An 18,998-nucleotide genomic window follows, 5' to 3' on the forward strand; every position below is an offset into this window, starting at 1 on the left:
ATGGTTTAAACAGCAATACGATTTTGCATCATGGTTAACAGATTATTCAGACGATCGCGCATTTCACGGCGATCAATAATCATGTCGATGGCACCATGTTCCAGCAAAAACTCACTGCGTTGGAAACCTTCAGGTAATTTTTCACGAACGGTCTGTTCGATAACGCGTGGACCAGCGAAACCAATTAAAGCTTTAGGTTCAGCCACATTGACATCACCAAGCATTGCCAGACTGGCTGAAACACCGCCCATGGTGGGATCGGTCATCACCGAAATAAACGGGATGCCAGCCTCTTCAAGCTGTGATAAAACAGCACTTGTTTTAGCCATCTGCATCAGTGAAAACAAGCCTTCCTGCATGCGCGCTCCACCACTGGCGGAAAAACATATCAACGGAAGTTTCTTGGCCAAGGCAACTTTTGCAGCTCGGACAAACTTTTCACCGACCACGGAGCCCATTGAGCCACCCATAAAACCAAAATCAAACGCAACCACCACAACAGGTAAGCCTTTAAGCGTGCCTTGCATGGCTAACAGTGCATCGTTCTCACCGGTATTTTTTTGTGCCTGGGTAATACGATCACGATAACGTTTACTGTCTTTGAATTTAAGAGTGTCGACAGGTTTAACTTCGGTACCAATTTCCTGGCGATTATCTTCATCCAGAAAACTTTTCAGTCGATCACGGGCATTTATCCGTTGATGGTGATCACATTTGGGACAAACCATCTGGTTACGCTCAAGCTCAGCCCGATAAAGCACATTGTCACATGCTGGACACTTGCACCAGACACCTTCAGGTACCGAGCGGCTGCGGCCACTGGTGCGGATTTTCGATGGAAGTAATCTTTCAAACCAACTCATTTTGTCACCTTATCGCTTATTAGGCCGAGACGCTGGCTAAATCACGCGCATTAATTGCATGACGCATTTCAGCTAACAGACTTGCTACTGCTGCGGGTAATTCCTGTGGACGATTGGAATGTTCTTCTATGCAACGTACCAAAGTACTGCCCACGACAACAGCATCAGCTACTTCCGCGACAGCTGCGGCTGAGCGGCCATCTCTGATACCAAAACCCACACCAACCGGTAACGAAGTGTATTTACGAATTTCTTCCAGTTTGGCGGTTACTTCATTAATTTCCAATGCGGCAGCACCTGTCACACCTTTGATTGAAACATAGTAAATAAAGCCTTTGGCATGTTGGGCGATTTTCTGCATACGCTCTGCCGATGTCGTTGGCGCAACCAGGAAAATCGTATCAATATCATGCCCGTCCATCAGCCGCAGGAATTCATCAGACTCTTCTGGTGGCATATCAACAGTCAATACCCCATCCACCCCGACAGCCTGGGCTTTTTTGGCGAATTTTTCATAACCCATTGCTTCAAGAGGATTGGCATATCCCATCAACACAAGTGGCGTATGGTTATTTTTCTCTCTGAACTGTTTTACCATATCCAGAATTGAATCCAGCGTGACATCATTTTTCAACGCCCGTTCACAGGCTTTTTGGATTACAGGACCATCCGACATGGGATCAGAGAAAGGCACACCCAGTTCGATAATATCGGCACCGGCATCCACCAAAGCATGTAACAGTGGAACGGTTACCCATGGTTCAGGATCACCTGCAGTCACATAAGGGATTAAAGCAGTTTGCCCATCTGCCTGAAGATTTTTAAAACATTCTTTAATACGACTCATTTTATATTCCTCAGAAATTCAGACCAGCCATGGCTGCAACCGTGTGCATGTCTTTATCACCACGTCCTGAAACATTAATAAGAATACTTTGATCCGCTGACATCGTTGGGGCTAATTTTGAAACATAAGCCAGTGCATGACTGGTTTCCAGAGCCGGAATAATGCCTTCAGTGCGTGTCAGTTCATGGAAAGCATCAAGGGCCTCAGTATCCGTAACAGTAACGTATTGTGCGCGGCCGATATCTTTCAACCATGCATGTTCAGGACCAACGCCAGGATAATCCAGTCCGGCTGAAATGGAATGGGTTTCGGTAATTTGTCCCGCAGCGTCCTGAATAAGGTAAGTGCGATTGCCGTGCAATACGCCGGGAGTTCCGGCAGAAAGTGGAGCTGAGTGCTGCCCTGTCTGCAGACCATGACCAGCACCCTCTACGCCAATCATTGCAACGGATTCATCTTCAATAAATGGGTAGAACAGGCCAATTGCATTCGACCCTCCACCGATACAGGCAACCAGTGTATCGGGTAGTTTGCCAGTGGTATTGATCATTTGCTGACGGGCTTCACGACCAATAACTGATTGGAAGTCCCGCACCATTGCTGGATAAGGATGAGGGCCGGCAACCGTACCGATAATATAAAAGGTGTCATCCACATTGGTAACCCAGTCACGCAAGGCTTCATTCAATGCATCTTTGAGCGTTTTTGAGCCAGACTGAACCGGCACTACTTCTGCCCCTAAAAGCTTCATTCGGTAAACGTTCATGGCCTGACGCTCAACATCTTCCGCGCCCATGTAAACCACACATTCCATACCTAAGCGGGCAGCTACTGTAGCGGTCGCTACACCGTGCTGCCCCGCACCTGTTTCAGCAATAATACGGGTTTTACCCATACGCTTAGCCAGTAAAGCCTGACCAATCGTATTGTTAACTTTATGGGCGCCGGTATGATTGAGATCTTCGCGCTTGAGATAGATCTGGGCTCCCCCCAGTTTCTTTGTCCAGTTTTCGGCATGATATATAGGTGATGGACGGCCTACAAAGTCGGCCAGATCTTTATCCATTTCAGCTTGGAAGTTTGGATCATTTTTATACTTTTTATAGGCCTCTTCCAGCTCATAAATAGCACCCATCAAGGTTTCGCCAACAAAGCGTCCACCATAAGGTCCAAAATGACCTAATTCATCCGGGTAGTTTTTAAAATAGTCATCAATCTGTATATCAGGCATTTGCCACCTCTCGCATGAATGCGCTTATTTTATTATTACTTTTAAGTCCTTTCGACTCTTCTACACCGCCGCTTACATCCACTGCATAAGGCGAGACCTGCTGAATAGCTTCTGCAACGTTTTCAGTTGTCAGACCACCCGCTAATATCAGCGGCTTGCTAACTGCAGTAATCATGGACCAGTCAAAGGTCTGTCCGGTTCCCCCCGGCACCCCATGTTGATAGCTATCCAGCAATAAGGCTGAAGCTTCAGCAAAATGCTCATCAGCCTGTATTAAATCACTTGCAGTCTGCATTCGTACCGCTTTGATGTACGGCATATTGAATTGAGCACAATATTCAGCGGATTCATTGCCATGAAATTGCAACAAACTTAATGGAACCTGCTCAAGTGTTTGCCGCACTTTCTCTGCCGTTGCATTCACAAATAAACCAACAGCAGATACAAATGGTGGCAACTGCGCAGTAATTGCGGCAGCCTGTGCCATTGTCACAGCGCGAGGACTTGGTTCATAAAAAACCAACCCGATAGCATCCGCCCCGCTTTTTACAGCAAATTCAGCATCTTGACGACGCGTAATGCCACATATTTTAACGCGGGTTCTCATTTGGGATTATCAGCTTTCCAGAAGTTACTACGGTACTTTACCAGAGCACTGGAAAACCTGACACTGTTGGCAGGAAAAATTCATCCGGATAAACGACATCTGTCAGGTACAGACCTTGAGGTGGGGCGGTAACACCCGCCATGTTACGGTCCTGACTTTGTAGAACATGTTGAGCCCATTCGACAGGTCTCTTGCCCTCCCCAACAGGAACCAATACGCCCATCAGATTACGCACCATGTGATGCAAAAAAGAACGGGCTTCAACATCCACAGCAATGCAATCATCACGACGAGTGACAATCAATTTATCAAGGGTCTTTATCGGACTTTTGGCCTGACATTCCTGTGCCCGAAATGCTGAAAAATCATGCTGGCCAAGCAGGCTATTAGCAGCCAATTGCATCTGGTGTTCATCAAGGTTTTTATATACCCACCACATCCGTTGATGATGCACACTGGAACGGCTGTCACGATTGAGTATTAAATAACGATAGCGACGTTTTATTGCACTGAACCTGGCGTTAAAGTTTTCTGAAACCGGTTTTACCCATTTAATACTGATATCGTGGGGTAAGTTGGAATTCAATCCCAATAGCCAGTTTCGTTCTTGCCGAATAGCCTCGGTATCAAAATGCACCACCTGATTTAATGCATGCACCCCAGTATCAGTGCGGCCGGCAGCGAACACTTCTGTCGGTGTATTGGCGATAAGCGACACGGCTTTCTGCAATTCGCCCTGAACAGTCCGTTGTTTTGGCTGAAACTGCCACCCATGAAAATTACTGCCGTCATACTCGACACTTAACGCTAACCTCACCTTAGCGCTCGTTAAGACAAATTGTCGAGCAGTTCCTGTGCTCGTTTTTTCTGTTCATCCGTACCCTGCTCAAGGACTTCTTCGAGGATACCTCTTGCGCCTTCAGGATCACCCATATCGGAATAGGCTGCTGCCAAATCCAGTTTGGTTTCAGATTCATCGATTGAGTCGAAATCACTGAGATCGAAATCAAGTTCATCATCATCAACACTGCTATCCAGATTCAGATAATCTTCTATAACATCAACTTCTTCAGTTTCTGTCGGTTCTGCAGTTTCAAAATTAGTGAGATCCAGTTCATCAGCATCTAAAGAATCTACAGATAAAACCTCATCAGGTTGCTGGTCTGAAGCATCGTCTGTCTCATCAATATTCAAATCCAGAACATCGGGGGCAGAGGAATCCGGTTGCAACACATTATCCTGTTCAAAATCTATTCGCAGATCATCATCTTCAGGATAAGTATCAATTTCAGATTGTTCTGATTGTTCCAGCTCAGTTGCTGAGTCTTTGTCTGCAGATGTACTGCTATCAAACTGCAACAAATCCTCTTCATCACGTTGGTAGACTTCTTCAGCCTTGGAAATAGTGGTTGACTCGGTTTTGTAATCATCCAGATTGAAATCTATATGATCCGACTCCTCAGGCTCAGAGGATGTCTCCATCACTTCTTCTTCGGCATCAACATCGATTTTTGGCTCATCCTCAGTATCAAAAGTGGTTTGCACTTCCTCGATGGATTCTTCAATAGCAGCCTCAGCCTCATCAGAGGGTTCAGCAAATAAAGGATTATGAGGTAATAGCTGAGCGCCCCAGCTTCTTACCTCAGGCCACTGCGGATCGGTTTCACCAATACTTGAGGTGTTCAATAATGCAATGAAGTCTGCAGATTTTTGTTGCTTGTAATAAATGAATAATAATTTTGCAGCAATTTCCTTATCATCGGGTGCCTGCTGATAAGCTTGTTCAAGTGCGGTTGCTGCTTGTACATAATCGGCATAACCAACAAACATATCAGCTTGTTCGACCAGTTCATCAACTGATTTGGTTTGGCTTTCAGTTGTTGCCTCTTTCTCTTCTGCAACCGGGGTGACAATATTTACACTACCGGTTTCAGCTGTCGTGGTGGCCGGTTTGTTTTTGTTAATTTTACTGACAGCATCATCCCAACTGACTTCACGCTGACCACGGCGGAGAATCATCCAGATAATCAAAAGCAACAATAAGATTGCCAGTAATGATTCAACCTTATGTGCTATGACAAAAGCTTGAACCCGCTGGTAAAGAGAGTCCAGCTGTTGCTGGTCTAGATTCAGTTCCTGAGCAGCTTCAACTATCGCAGCATCAACCTCTGCAGCAGCTGTTTCCAGTTCTGCTGGTTCTGCTGTATTTTCATCCAACTCAGCAACAATCAGTTCGGGAGATTCAGCATTGGTGACAGATTCGAATTCTGTCGGCTCCTCAGCGACATTTTCGTTGCTTTGTGTTGATGACGGTTCTTCTTCAGTTGACGTTGCATCTGTTTCATCATTAGCAATATCAATCGGTTGCCATTCATTATCTACAGCATCCAGATTGGTTGGATCTTCAGCTGTATCATTCAGATTGGTATTATTGTCGCTGTCATTTAATGCTTCGCTTTCAGCTTCACTATTTTCCAGAATGGTGTTTGCTTCATCTACCAATGTCGCTAAATCCATCTGGGTTTCGTCTTGTTCGAGCAAGCTTTGCAGTCTTGCCATATCCGCATCTTTAAGCGAAATAAGACGACGCATAGTATCCAGTTGACGTTCCATCGCGTCCATACGATTTTTGAAATCAATGTTTTCCTGGGTTTGTGACTCTATGGTTTCCTGGGCAAGCGTTAATTGTTCACTGATGCGCTGTAAATCAGGATCACCATTAATTTCCGGATCTGCCTCCAGCAAACTGTTTTCCGTTGCAGCAATTAACTTTAAGCGTGCACTCTCAGCATCTGACAGTGTTTCATCGCTCTCTGTTAAGCTTGATTGATCTTCAGCGTCGTTTGGCGCTTCGGTTTCTGGTTCAATTTCATTATTTTCTGCTGCTGCAATATTTTCCGATGTGGAAACTTCATCAACGGTGGCTGCAGGAGAAGCAGTCTGAGCAAGACTGCGTTGTTGCCAGTCGAGATTTTGCCTGTCTACAGCAGCTTTGGCTTCACTGGCAGAAAGGCGGGTAATTTCTTCTGTAGCAGGAATTTTAAGTGTGCTGTCTGCGTAAAGACTGTTCACATTGTTTTGCTGAAATGCCCTAGGATTCGCATTAAGCAAACCAATCATCATCTGCTGCATCGTAATATCGTCTGAGGGCCGTGTCCTCTCGGCGATGCTCCATAAGGTATCGCGTGACTGAACGTTATATTGCGTCAAGCGATCAGATGTATAGGCTGACTGATTTGAAGATGTTGTGCGAGGAGCAGCAGGAACCGTTGATTGAGTATTCGGTGCGAGTGGTGAATCCACATTGCCACGACCGGGGTACAGCTCTTTAGGTGGATCCAGCAGCACCATATATTCGCGAAGTAATTTTCCCTGACCAGTGGTTGCGGCCAGTAAAAATCCCAGAAATGGTTCTTTGATGGGTATATCAGAAGTGACCAAAATTCGGGTGGAATCACTTTCTTCAATAACTTCAAAATTCAGCTGGGTTAATAAAAAACTGCGTTCCAGTCCTGCTCTTTCAAAATCCTGGGATGAACCCAATCTGACCTCAAGATTACCCTGCTCATCATCCTGAAGTGCATTGACCTCAATCTCTGCCCTGAAAGGTTCATTCAAGGCAGAGTATAAAGTTATCTGACCAAGGCCAAACGCATGACCCGGTAAGGGAGTTAATAAACCAAGTGCCGCAGCTACCGACAAACTGGTCAACGTTTTCTGTTTCATTTAACTCCCCTTCCTTGACAATCTCAGCAATGCCTAGAGGTATCTATCTACCAGAAGTTCAGCAATTTGCACACTGTTTAGTGCCGCACCTTTACGAACATTGTCTGAAACAACCCATAAATTCAAACCGTTTGGATGTGAAATATCTTCACGGATTCGCCCTATATATACAGGATCCTGACCAGAGGAATCTGTGACAGCTGTTGGATAACCACCATCTTTGTGTTCATCAATCACGACGATGCCATCAAACGCTGATAGCAGCTCTCTGGCTTTTTCAGCAGTGATCTTGTCACGGGTTTCGATATGAATGGCTTCAGAATGACCATAAAAGACAGGCACCCGGACCGCGGTTGGATTGACCTGTATTGACTCGTCACCGAGGATTTTGCGAGTTTCCCAAACCATTTTCATTTCTTCTTTGGTATATCCGTTATCCATAAAAACATCGATTTGAGGAATCACATTAAAGGCAATTTGTTTAGGATAAACTTCAGCTTCCACCGGGCGACCATTCAAAAGAGCAGCAGTTTGTTTGGCCAGCTCATCCATTGCAGGTTTTCCACTTCCCGATACCGCCTGGTAGGTGCAAACGTTAATACGAGTAATCCCCACAGCATCGTAAATAGGTTTTAACGCCACCAGCATTTGAATGGTAGAGCAATTCGGATTAGCGATAATGCCACGTTTTTTATAACCGGCCACCGCATCTGGATTCACCTCAGGCACGATCAGTGGAACATCATCGTCATAACGAAACTGTGAGGTGTTATCGATAACAATACAGCCTGCAGCAGCCGCTTTTGGCGCATAGATTTCAGAAACACTGGCCCCAGGAGAAAACAAGCCTATCTGTACTTTGGAAAAATCAAACTCGGCCAAATCTTCAACCATTATCGATTTATTACCAAACTGAACAGTTGAGCCAGCTGAACGCTCACTGGCCAATGCATACACTTTACCTACCGGAAAATTCCGCTTATGCAGGATATCCAGCATCGTTTCACCAACCGCACCAGTAGCACCTACAACAGCAACATCAATTTGTTTAGTCACATTTCACCTAAATTCTTTTGTTACAGCGCTGCCACAACGGCATCGCCCATTTCAGCAGTGGTCACGCGAGTCATTCCCGCGGAGAAAATATCTGCTGTCCTTAAACCTTGATCCAGAACTTTACTTACGGCAGCTTCAATACGATCTGCAAAAGCCGGTTGATCAAGGGTGTAACGTAACATCATAGCAGCTGACAAAATCGTTGCCAGTGGATTAGCAATGTTCTGACCAGCAATATCAGGGGCTGAACCGTGAATAGGTTCATACATTCCCTTGCCGTTTTCATCAAGCGACGCAGAGGGCAACATACCAATCGAACCGGTCAGCATTGATGCACAATCTGACAAAATATCGCCAAACATATTGGTGGTCACCATAACGTCAAACTGCTTTGGTGCTCGCACTAGCTGCATTGCAGCATTATCAACATACATATGACTTAGCTCGACATCGGCATAGTCTTTGGACAATGTTGTCATCGTCTCACGCCACAACTCGGTGCATTCCAATACATTGGCTTTGTCCACCGAACAAACACGACTTTGCCGTTTACGTGCAATATCAAATGCCACGCGTCCAATACGATTAATTTCACTTTCGCGATACACCAGTGTGTTGTAGCCTTCTTTCTCGCCATTATCCAGAGTACGGATCCCTCGGGGCTGACCAAAGTAAATCCCACCCGTTAACTCACGGACAATCATTAGATCCAGACCGGACACAACTTCTGGTTTCAGGGTGGATGCATCTGCTAATTGTGGATATAACAAAGCCGGACGTAAATTAGCAAAAAGGTTTAATTGTGAACGAATACCCAATAAACCTTTTTCCGGACGCACACTGATATCCAGTGCTTCCCATTTATAGCCTCCCACTGCACCTAACAAAATGGCATCTGCCTCTTTAGCCATTTGCAAGGTTTCATCAGGAAGCGGACTGCCAGTTTCATCGTAAGCGGCCCCACCGATCAAACCGTATTCAAGTTCAATCGCCAAACCATCCTGTTTAAAAGCATTTAAAACCTTTACGGCTTCGGCAACAATTTCCGGACCGATTCCATCACCGGCCAATACTGCAATTTTCTTTGTCATGAATGTTATTACTTATAAATGGAAAAAATATTAGGAAAACAGCCACGGCGTTTGTTCACGACGACGGGCCTCGTAAGCTTTGATTTCATCAGTATGCTGCAGGGTCAGACCAATATCATCCAGACCTTCAATCAAACAATGCTTTTTAAAGCTGTCTATTTCGAAATGCAGGACTTCACCATCAGGCAACAAAATGCTCTGTTCTGGCAAATCAACGGTCAATTTATAACCTGGAGTAGCCTCGACCTGATGAAATAGTTTTTCGACCAGCTGTTCATCGAGTTGTATTGTGAGAATGCCATTTTTACTGCTGTTGCTAAAAAAGATATCAGCAAAACTGGGGGCAATAATCACTCGAATACCATAGTCTTCGAGTGCCCAAACAGCATGCTCACGGCTCGATCCACAACCAAAGTTTTCACGCGCCAGTAATATCGTGCCACCCTGATAACGTGGTTGATTCAATTCAAAATCCGGATTCAGCGGACGATCTTTACAATCCTGTCCCGGCTCGCCGTGATCCAAATAACGCCATTCATCAAACAGGTTGGGACCAAAACCACTGCGCTTGATCGATTTCAGAAACTGTTTAGGTATGATGGCATCCGTATCGACGTTTGGTCGATCCAATGGGATCACGATTCCTGTTTCCACGGAAATTTTTTGCATGTTTACCTCTAACTTTCTTATTGTCAGCGCCTTTATACAACCGACTGCATTATTTCTATACGGTCGTCTTTTTTCCAGTAAAAGGCTCTTTTTTTGTTTGTGTGCTTATGTTTCGATGCTATGAATCGTGTCATAACTGATATCAAAAACTTGCAAAATAATACCATTGTTTAGACAGATATATTTTGATGGCAGCAATCTTTTGATGTTCAACGGACTTGTTGAATTTCACTTTCTATTGCATCGTGCTGCTGAATCAAATCATCAATGGACTTGGTGAGCTCGCTGTCCAGCGAACCTTTTAGAACAACAATTTCCACACGACGATTTATTGCCCGATTTTCAATAGAATCATTTGGGGCTAATGGGCGGGTATCAGCATAGCCTTCAAGCACAAAACGTTCAGGTGGAATCGTATTGTACTTAAGCAGTTCGTGAACTACTGAAGTCGCTCTTGAAGTTGATAACTCCCAGTTAGAACGATAACGGGAAGTATTAATCGGAATGTTATCAGTATGTCCTGCCACAGCAATTAGTCCGTCAGTCTGCGTTAATACTTCATTAATTTTTTTCAGGATAGGAACAAAGTCCTGGTTCAAAGTAGCGTCGCCAGAGGGAAAGGAACCACGCTCACGAATTCGGATAACAATACGATTGAGCTGATTCTCTACAACGATCAAACCACGTTCGATTTCTGATTCCAGCGCTTCTTTAAATTCTTCGACTTCCTCGGCGACCTGCTTTGCCTGCGCTTCTGCGACAGCTTCGGCATCCATGGTGATTTTTAACACATCTTTCGTATCATCAGTTGTTTCCTGTCTGACAATATTCAGCGGTGTGGGTTTAGGTTCGCCCGGGCTGAATTCCTGTGCAATGATGCTGGTGCCTTTAGGAATGGCTTCATCTACTACCTCTCGCTGCACACCAAAGGCTTTCTCCAAAGACATAACCACCATTTTATATTTGATGGCATCGATTTCAGCGAACGACAATAACAAAACAAAGAAACACATTAATAACGACATTAAATCGGCAAATGTCGCCATATAGGCAGGCAACCCTTTCTTTTGCTGCTTTTTGAAACTTTGCGTTTCAGAATCACTCATAGAATTCTGCCGTCGTCAGCTGATTAAGCTTCGGCCGGGGCTGGCTCTTCAGCATCCCGTTTTGAAGCCGGAAGATAATTTTTCAGTAACTCTTCCAATACTTTCGGGTTCTGTCCTTCCTGAATTCCCATTACGCTCTCGATGATAATACTTTTATTCATCAGCTCTTCATTACTGCGTAAAGCAAGCTTATCGGCTACAGGCAATGCAAACATATTGGCAATCATTGCACCATATAAGGTTGTCAGTAATGCAATCGCCATCGCTGGACCAATTGATTTTGGATCGGACATATTCGAGAGCATCTGAACCAGACCAACCAGAGTACCGATCATTCCCATCGCCGGAGCGGCATCACCAATTTGCTGGAAAATCTGTTGACCGATGCTATGTCGGTTGACCGTTTCATTCATTTCTGTGTTCAGGGCTTTTCTGACCACAGCCGGCTCATGACCATCAACCAGCATTCGGATACCCAATGCCAAGGCAGGATTTTTAACTTCCTGCCGTTCCAATGCCAACAAACCCTCTTTACGGGCGATACCGGCTAAGACAACCACACTGGCAATAATTTCAGAAGGATCTTCAGATTTATGCAAAAAGGCTTTGGTCGCCGTTTTCATTGAACCAATGAACTGTTTGAGGGTAAAGCGCATCATGACGACGGCAAAGGTGCCACCTACAACTATCATGAAAGAAGGCGTGTTAACAAAGGTGCTCGCCGCTGCCCCAAGAGCAATAGTGGCGATAATCAGACTCCAGGCTATTAAAAAACCCAGTAAAGTAGCCAAATCCACGTGCTTTTCTCCCTGCTCAATTGATACCTGAAGTCGTATAACAATTTTCGCGTTTAATTGTACCGGATGATACGCAAAATCAACAGTATCAAGTATTGACAGCCTGCTGGTGTTTTTTCCGACGATAAATCAAAATAGCTGGCAACATTGCCATGATAAAAATAAATAACAGCAAAATCAGCGGCCAGATGGTCGGTTGATTCCATTTCGACCGCAACTGGTCTCGTAATAGCGGATCAATCCGATGATACTTTAATGTATTGTTTGCCATCAGATTAGGTTTGATATTTTTATTCCACGCGTGGAACAACGTTAACTGTTTGGGATGAAATCCCCATACCCACGGCACATCATGGCGAACAATATCCACCATTTTATCGATAATTTCCTGACGCTCATCACCGTCAGGCATCACCCGCATCTGTTCAAATAACTTATCGAATTCAGGGTTTTGGTAATTGGCGCTGTTTTCACCGTTATGAATAGCTTTGGCATTGGGCCCGTATAAAAGAAACAGAAAATTTTCCGGATCCGGATAATCAGCACTCCAGCCGACTTTGAATATCTGTGTTTGTCCGCGACGCATCTTATCCTGAAAACGATTGTAATCAGTCGACCGAATCACTAATTGGATATTAAGTTTTTGAAACTGTTTGCGCATCCAGTCCAACTGGGCTTTGGCATCCGGTCCAACAGCAGATACATCAAAGTACAGAACTAACGGTTGCCCTGTTTCAGCATCTCGACCATTGGGATATCCGGCATCTGCCAGTAGTTCTCTGGCAAAAGAAATTGGCTTGGTGCGTACCGCGTCATCCCGCCATTCATAAACGTAAGGGTCCAATCCCTCCCGGCCGTCACGATAACCAAAAATTCCCGGAGGGATAGGTCCTTGGGCAGGAATTCCACGTCCGTTAAAGAAAATAGAAACGAATTCCTCCTGATCTATCGCAATAGCAATCGCCTGACGTAGTTTGCGTGCTCGTTCACTGTCTCCACCCACCACTGAATCCAGCATATTAAAACCAATATAATGGGTAGTTGTGCCAACAGCAGCCTGCAAATCAATGCCTTTTTCCATCATATCTTCGCTTAGCCCAAACGACCCACCTGAAGAAACCTGGATCGCCTGTTCAAAGCTGTCGGAAGTTAAGCCACTGATATCGTAGTACCCCTGAATGAATTTCCCCCAGTAAGACGTACTTTCTTTTTCAAGGGTGTAAATGATTTTATCGATAAAGGGCATTGGCAAACCCGCATCATCCAGCAGACCAGCTGCAGCATCACCTGGATTACCTTCACTGGGATAAATTTCACCATGATAATTAGGATTTTTAACCATCACCATGCGACGGTTAGGATCGTTTTCAATCATTTGATAGGCCCCTGTTCCAATCGGGTACCAGTCTAAGGTGATATTTTTATCTTTTAATACAGTCTGCTGGTAAAACACGTCAGCTTCCCAGGGGATGGGAGCAAAAAATGGCATGGCCAGCCAGTACTTCAACTGGGGATATTGAGCATATACGGTAATTTGGAATTGATAATCATCAATTGCTTCCACGCCAGCGATATCTAATTCACGTAAATCAATCGGCTTACCTTGTTGCTGAAGTTTATTGAGAGTGGCGGCAAAATCACCCAAACCGACAATGTGCTCACTCATTAAACCTAAAATGGGTGAATGCACTTCCGGATGTGCCAGCCGTTTAATTTGATATACATAATCAGCGGCTTTTAATTCCCGGGTGGCTTGCTCGGGGAAATCCACAATAGTGTTCAGGTGACTAGAACTCTGTTGATCCAGATCGTGATAGAGCCATTGTCCAGACGCATCCTGAGCAAATGCGGGATGTGGTTGATAGGCGATTCCGGGTCTCAGGGTAATCGTGTAACGTGAAAAAGCGATATTTTCTGCTGTCTGTTGTGCCCCCGTTAATACTTGTTGATTCTTATCTAAAAACACCACTTCCGGCATTTTCGCTGCGGTCAATGGTTCCATTTGATATGGACGTTTGAGGTAATGATATTGAAAGGGCGGCTCATAAATCTGCGCCGTAATGAGACTTTCATTTGCTGAATAAGAACGGGCGGGATCCAGATGTTTTGGCCGCAGCATAAAGGAGCTGTAACTGACCGTTTTTTCACTCTCAGCTGCAGGGTATGGAGAGTTGATAGCCGATATATCACAACCTGTCAGCGATGCAATAACTATCCAGAAGAGCACAACAGAAAATCGGGGCATAATCATCCAACGTTGAAACCATGCAAATAGGGAGTATAACGGGAATGTAAGCTGCTCGCCTCTTCCAGTACCTGCCAAAATCAGGTAAGTTTATCGGTTTTAAAATTTCTGGAGTACTTCATGGGTTTTCTACAAGGCAAACGGGTATTGATTGTTGGCGTTGCCAGCTCGCGTTCTATCGCCGCCGGTATTGCGCATGCCATGGCACGTGAAGGTGCTGAATTAGCTTTTACTTACCAAAATGACAAACTCAAATCCCGCGTCGAAAAAATCGCTGAAGAATGTGGCTCCAATCCAGCATTAATTTTTCCGTGCGATGTTAGCAGTGATGAGCAAATCAAAGCTGTTTTCGATGATCTGGCCAAACAATGGGATGGCCTGGACAGTATTGTTCATTCGGTCGCATTTGCTCCGCGTGAACAACTGCAAGGCAGCTTTGTTGACAGTGTGACACGTGAAGGTTTTGCCGCTGCACATGATATCAGTGCCTACAGCTTTGCTGCATTGGCGAAAGCCGGTAAAGAATTAATGGCTGGCCGTAACGGTTCATTATTGACATTGAGCTATCTGGGTGCCGAACGGGCTATCGATAATTACAATGTTATGGGTGTCGCAAAAGCCGCTCTGGAAGCCACAGTAAGATATATGGCCTATTCATTAGGTCCGGAAGGCATTCGGGTAAATGCTGTTTCTGCTGGTCCTATAAAAACACTTGCTGCTGCCGGTATTGGCGATTTTGGCAAGATGCTGGCCTATGGCGAACGTAATGCACCATTGCGTCGTAATGTCACGATTGATGAAGTGGGCAATGTAGGTGCTTTCCTGTGCTCCGATCTGGCATCCGGGGTAACCGGCGAAATTACCTATGTTGACGGTGGTTACAATATTGTCGGTATTGGCGATAAGTAATTTTTAACCGATGTTCATCCAGTTAACAAAAACAGGGCTTTCAGCCCTGTTTTTGTTTTAGCACTTATAAATTTGAGGATAGCAGCCCATGCCACACTCACATGCCGTCATATTATTAATTTTGATTATTCTGAGTGCCATCAGTGGTGTCTTGTTTGGTTGGTTTTTCGGTGACCTGTCATTACAAATCGGTTGGCTGGGTGATTTATTTCTCAATGCACTAAAAATGATCATTATCCCGTTGATTGTTGCCTCGGTTATCAGCGGTATTGGCGCCCTTGGTGATGTTCGAAAACTGGGCCGTTTAGGTGGTTCCACCCTTCTGTACTATGGTTTTACTACGGCTGTTGCAGTGTTTATTGGCTTGGTAGTGGTTAATATCATCCAGCCCGGTGCAGGAATCGAGCTCGGAGATGCTACTGTTCCCGAGCGAATTCTGGAAAAACAGGGAACAGGAGCATCAGACATTATTATGTCACTGATCTCGCCAAATCTATTTGCCTCTGCGACTGAAATGCAGTTATTGCCCATTATTGTTTTTGCCATATTGTTTGCGATGGCGCTGACGACGATTGGTGAACGTTCCAAACCTGTATTTTCCGTTTTTGATGGTATTAATGAAGCCATGATGAAGTTGGTGATATGGATTATGTATTTCGCCCCAATCGGCATTTTCGCTTTAATAGCTGCACGCATTGGTCTGGCGGGTGGTGGTGAAGAATTATTCAAAGAGATAGAGGCTGTCGGCTGGCATGTGGTCACCGTTTTAACCGGGTTATTCATCCATTTTTGTTTTCTATTTTTACTACTACAACTGGTTGCTGGCAAAGGCTTAGCGTATTTATTTGGTATGAGTCGAGCTTTGTTTACCGGTTTTGGCACCGCAAGTTCAACAGCCACATTGCCATTAACCATGGAAAATGCCCGCGAAAATAATGTTAGTGATAAAGCCATCAAATTTGTTTTGCCACTGGGCAGCACGGTCAATATGGATGGTACGGCCCTTTATGAAGCTGCCGCGGTGTTATTTATAGCCCAGGCCTACGGCATTGATTTGACGATGACTCAACAGATTATTGTGTTTATTACTGCAACGCTTGCGGCCATTGGTGCTGCAGGAATCCCTGAAGCAGGACTGGTCACCATGGTAATCGTACTTAGTGCGGTAGGTTTGCCCCTGGATGGTATTGCACTGTTACTGGCAGTGGACTGGTTTCTGGATCGATTCCGTACCGTAGTCAATATTTGGGGTGACAGCGTCGGCGCTAAAGTCATTGATACATTAGTTATAAAAAAGGCGCTATAAAGCGCCTTTTTCAATCTGCAATTATGATTAGCGAACTACTCTTCTTCGCTAGATGTTACCCGTGACTCATAAATTTCGATGTCGGCTTCACTACGTAATGTATTGAGGAATGCTGCCATTTCTACACGGCCGTTCAGTCTGGTCAGGTTAGAGACCAGTCCATCGCGCATTTCAGGCTCTACATCTTCAACTGAGCCCTGTTTCACATCACTTACCGCTATGACAACATAATTGCCGTTATCGGCAGTGAAACCGGCATATTGGGTTGATTCAGCGTTAGGTAATCTAAATGCCTGATCCAGAATTTGTGCGCTAATATCCTGACTATCACGCCCATAATAAGTGGCTGGCTGCCAGGTATCAGGAAAGACTTGTGTAGCGGATGCACCAGATTTCAACTCCTGCAGTCTGGATTCGCCCTGAATATAGGCTAAATCGCTTGCACGCTGATAACGAAGCTGTTCGGTAATTGCTGGTGCAACTGAGTCAAATGGCAACAGCGTCGCATCAACATGACTGTTCTTGCGAACTACAACCAACCGAGTATCAGATAACTCTAAGACCTGGCTGTTCAGTTCCTGATTCAATACATCATCAGAAAATGCCGCTTTCACAACCTCCTGGTTTTCCGCTATACCACTGCCACCGCTACGGGTAAATTTCTCAGAGGTTTTAATATCTAAGCCCAATGTTTCAGCGGCAATATCAAGTGTTTCGGGATTCTCATAGGTCAGATTCGCCAATTCTTCAGCTTTATCGTAAAACTGTCGTTCAGCTTGCTGACGTTTATATTGCTGCTCAACTTTCTCTTTTACATCTGCAAACTCTACATTGCTGGATTGATCTATATCCGTTAATTGAATGATGTGATAACCAAACTCCGTTTTAACAGGTTCAGAGATATCACCAACATTCTCTAAAGCAAACACTGCTTCTTCAAAAGCTGGCTCCATCACATCACGCTGAATAGCCCCTAAATCACCACCTGAAGCTGCCGAACCAACATCGATCGAATAGGTTTCTGCCAACTCTTCAAAGGTTTGACCTTCTTCAAGTTTGGTTTGAATTTCAGCGAGGATCTGCTCTGATTCTTCATTATCTTCGATTAAGATGTGACTGGCGCGGCGCTGTTCTGGCCCCACAAACTGTGCTTTGTTATCAACATAATATTGCTGCAACTGTTCTTCACTCACTTCAACCTGTGTTGAAATGTCATCAAGTGACAGTTCCAGATAATCAAGAGAGATTTGTTCCGGTGAAGTAAAGCTTGATTGGTTGGCATCAAAGAAACCACGTACATCTGCTTCATCAACTTCGGTGTCATCAAGAAAATCTTCCAGCTTGACTACGCCAAAGGCAATTTCGCGCTGTTGATTTTCCAGTTTTAACAATCTTTCTACCTCAACCTCGGAGACCAGGGTACTGCCCTCTACACTCTGGATAAGCTGTTGGCCCAAAAGATCATCACGTAAGCTGGCTTCATATGAGGTGGGAGTGAAGCCCGCTCTGGCGAGAACCATTTGATATTGCTCGCTATCAAAGGTGCCATCACGTTGAAATGCAGGGGTTTGCTGAATGAACTGGGCAATTTGACGGTCACTTATCCGAAGACCAAGTTCATCAGCAGCAGAGCGGATAAGTTGTTGGTCAATCAAATCATCGAGGACGACATAACGAATTTCAGCGTTATCAAACATCTCGGGATTGAACTCTTCGCCCATCATTTGCCGCATTTGATCACGATAACGCTGAACAGCTTCTAGTAAGGCTGTTTGGGTGATTTCTTCACCATTAACTTCTGCAACGATGGTATCGGTTGGTCCGGAGACATAAGAATTCACCCCCCAAAGTGCAAACGGAATGCTGATTAAGCCAACAATAAACCAAGCAATCCAACCTTGGGCGCGATCACGTATGAAATGCAACATAGGAGTGAACCTTCTTCACGAGTGTGGGTTAATTTAAGCAAAAAAAAAGGCGCATAGAATGCGCCCTTCTTTTGTATTGGCGGAGCGGACGGGACTCGAACCCGCGACCTCCGGCGTGACAGGCCAGCATTCTAACCAGCTGAACTACCGCTCCTGATATTCCTGGTGGGTGCTGAGGGGTTCGAACCCCCGACCCTCGCCTTGTAAGGGCGATGCTCTCCCAGCTGAGCTAAGCACCCCAGAAAAAAGAAACTAGTTTACAGCATCCTTCAGGGCTTTACCAGCTTTAAATGCAGGAATTTTTGCAGCTGCAATTTTGATTTCTTCGCCGGTACGTGGGTTACGGCCGGTACGAGCAGCACGCTCACGAACAGAAAAAGTACCGAAACCTACCAGAGTAACTTGATCGCCTTTGCTTAACGCTTTTGTGACTGCAGAAGTCACGCCGTCAACAGCCAGAGCCGCTTTTGCTTTTGAAATGTCTGCGGCCGCAGCAACTGCATCGATTAATTCAGATTTATTCACAGCTTAATTCCTCGTGTCGTTTATATTATGTATTCAAAGTCCCAAAGGACACACAATACCTCGGCGCGTCTCATTTGGTTGTGTGTATCTAA

General features: G+C 45.0%; 16 protein-coding genes and 2 tRNA genes. 2 read left to right on the plus strand and 16 right to left on the minus strand.

Annotated elements, in window-relative coordinates:
* Positions 1-5: 5 nt before the first annotated feature.
* The 12 genes from accD to B3S93_RS08235 form a co-directional block, all read right to left on the minus strand.
* Positions 6-863: an acetyl-CoA carboxylase, carboxyltransferase subunit beta gene (accD, locus tag B3S93_RS08180; protein WP_292357556.1), complete on the minus strand. Its 858-nt coding sequence runs from the start codon at positions 861-863 to the stop codon at positions 6-8.
* A gap of 19 nt (positions 864-882) precedes the next feature.
* Entirely contained in the window at positions 883-1,710 is an 828-nt protein-coding gene (trpA, locus tag B3S93_RS08185; protein WP_292357558.1) for a tryptophan synthase subunit alpha, read from the minus strand.
* A 10-nt stretch (positions 1,711-1,720) separates the two neighbouring features.
* Positions 1,721-2,941 carry a tryptophan synthase subunit beta gene (gene trpB, locus B3S93_RS08190; protein ID WP_292399398.1) on the minus strand — a complete coding sequence of 407 codons (1,221 nt, stop codon included), beginning with the start codon at positions 2,939-2,941 and terminating at the stop codon, positions 1,721-1,723.
* The gene (locus B3S93_RS08195; protein ID WP_292357561.1) at positions 2,934-3,548 is read right to left on the minus strand and encodes a phosphoribosylanthranilate isomerase; all 615 of its coding nucleotides are present in this window, start codon (positions 3,546-3,548) and stop codon (positions 2,934-2,936) included. The genes trpB and B3S93_RS08195 overlap by 8 nt, the downstream gene beginning before the upstream one ends.
* 37 nt (positions 3,549-3,585) lie before the next feature.
* Complete coding sequence (gene truA, locus B3S93_RS08200) at positions 3,586-4,365, minus strand: tRNA pseudouridine(38-40) synthase TruA (RefSeq protein ID WP_292399401.1); 780 nt, start codon at positions 4,363-4,365, stop codon at positions 3,586-3,588.
* A gap of 11 nt (positions 4,366-4,376) precedes the next feature.
* On the minus strand, positions 4,377-7,274 hold the full coding sequence (locus tag B3S93_RS08205) for a FimV/HubP family polar landmark protein (protein WP_292399403.1): 2,898 nt from the start codon (positions 7,272-7,274) through the stop codon (positions 4,377-4,379).
* Positions 7,275-7,307: 33 nt separating this feature from the next.
* The gene (locus B3S93_RS08210) at positions 7,308-8,330 is read right to left on the minus strand and encodes an aspartate-semialdehyde dehydrogenase (RefSeq protein WP_292357566.1); all 1,023 of its coding nucleotides are present in this window, start codon (positions 8,328-8,330) and stop codon (positions 7,308-7,310) included.
* Between the two features lie 20 nt (positions 8,331-8,350).
* On the minus strand, positions 8,351-9,421 hold the full coding sequence (gene leuB / locus B3S93_RS08215; RefSeq protein ID WP_292357568.1) for a 3-isopropylmalate dehydrogenase: 1,071 nt from the start codon (positions 9,419-9,421) through the stop codon (positions 8,351-8,353).
* A 30-nt stretch (positions 9,422-9,451) separates the two neighbouring features.
* A complete protein-coding gene (gene leuD / locus B3S93_RS08220; RefSeq protein WP_292357570.1) occupies positions 9,452-10,090 on the minus strand; it encodes a 3-isopropylmalate dehydratase small subunit in 639 nt (212 codons plus the stop codon).
* A gap of 209 nt (positions 10,091-10,299) precedes the next feature.
* Positions 10,300-11,196 (minus strand): MotB family protein, encoded by an 897-nt coding sequence (locus B3S93_RS08225; RefSeq protein ID WP_292399405.1) that lies wholly within the window; start codon positions 11,194-11,196, stop codon positions 10,300-10,302.
* 23 nt (positions 11,197-11,219) lie between these two features.
* The gene (pomA, locus tag B3S93_RS08230; protein ID WP_292357573.1) at positions 11,220-11,993 is read right to left on the minus strand and encodes a flagellar motor protein PomA; all 774 of its coding nucleotides are present in this window, start codon (positions 11,991-11,993) and stop codon (positions 11,220-11,222) included.
* 88 nt (positions 11,994-12,081) lie between these two features.
* On the minus strand, positions 12,082-14,238 hold the full coding sequence (locus B3S93_RS08235; RefSeq protein WP_318988102.1) for an ABC transporter substrate-binding protein: 2,157 nt from the start codon (positions 14,236-14,238) through the stop codon (positions 12,082-12,084).
* A 120-nt stretch (positions 14,239-14,358) separates the two neighbouring features.
* Here B3S93_RS08235 and B3S93_RS08240 point away from each other — a divergent pair, with 120 nt between their 5' ends.
* Together B3S93_RS08240 and B3S93_RS08245 are read left to right on the plus strand one after the other, a co-directional pair.
* A complete protein-coding gene (locus B3S93_RS08240) occupies positions 14,359-15,147 on the plus strand; it encodes an enoyl-ACP reductase FabI (protein WP_292357577.1) in 789 nt (262 codons plus the stop codon).
* Positions 15,148-15,235: 88 nt separating this feature from the next.
* On the plus strand, positions 15,236-16,453 hold the full coding sequence (locus B3S93_RS08245; protein WP_292399410.1) for a dicarboxylate/amino acid:cation symporter: 1,218 nt from the start codon (positions 15,236-15,238) through the stop codon (positions 16,451-16,453).
* Between the two features lie 35 nt (positions 16,454-16,488).
* Here the strand turns inward: B3S93_RS08245 and B3S93_RS08250 are convergent, their stop codons facing one another.
* The 4 genes from B3S93_RS08250 to B3S93_RS08265 all read right to left on the minus strand — a co-directional run bounded on the left by B3S93_RS08250 (position 16,489) and on the right by B3S93_RS08265 (position 18,906).
* A complete protein-coding gene (locus B3S93_RS08250; RefSeq protein ID WP_292399413.1) occupies positions 16,489-18,381 on the minus strand; it encodes a SurA N-terminal domain-containing protein in 1,893 nt (630 codons plus the stop codon).
* Positions 18,382-18,458: 77 nt separating this feature from the next.
* Positions 18,459-18,535: transfer RNA gene (locus tag B3S93_RS08255), tRNA-Asp, on the minus strand.
* Positions 18,536-18,544: 9 nt separating this feature from the next.
* Positions 18,545-18,620, minus strand: a tRNA-Val gene (locus B3S93_RS08260).
* A gap of 13 nt (positions 18,621-18,633) precedes the next feature.
* Positions 18,634-18,906: an HU family DNA-binding protein gene (locus B3S93_RS08265; protein ID WP_014707392.1), complete on the minus strand. Its 273-nt coding sequence runs from the start codon at positions 18,904-18,906 to the stop codon at positions 18,634-18,636.
* Between the last annotated feature and the right edge of the window lie 92 nt (positions 18,907-18,998).

This window comes from Methylophaga sp. UBA3613, assembly GCF_002375415.1.
Lineage (GTDB): Bacteria > Pseudomonadota > Gammaproteobacteria > Nitrosococcales > Methylophagaceae > Methylophaga.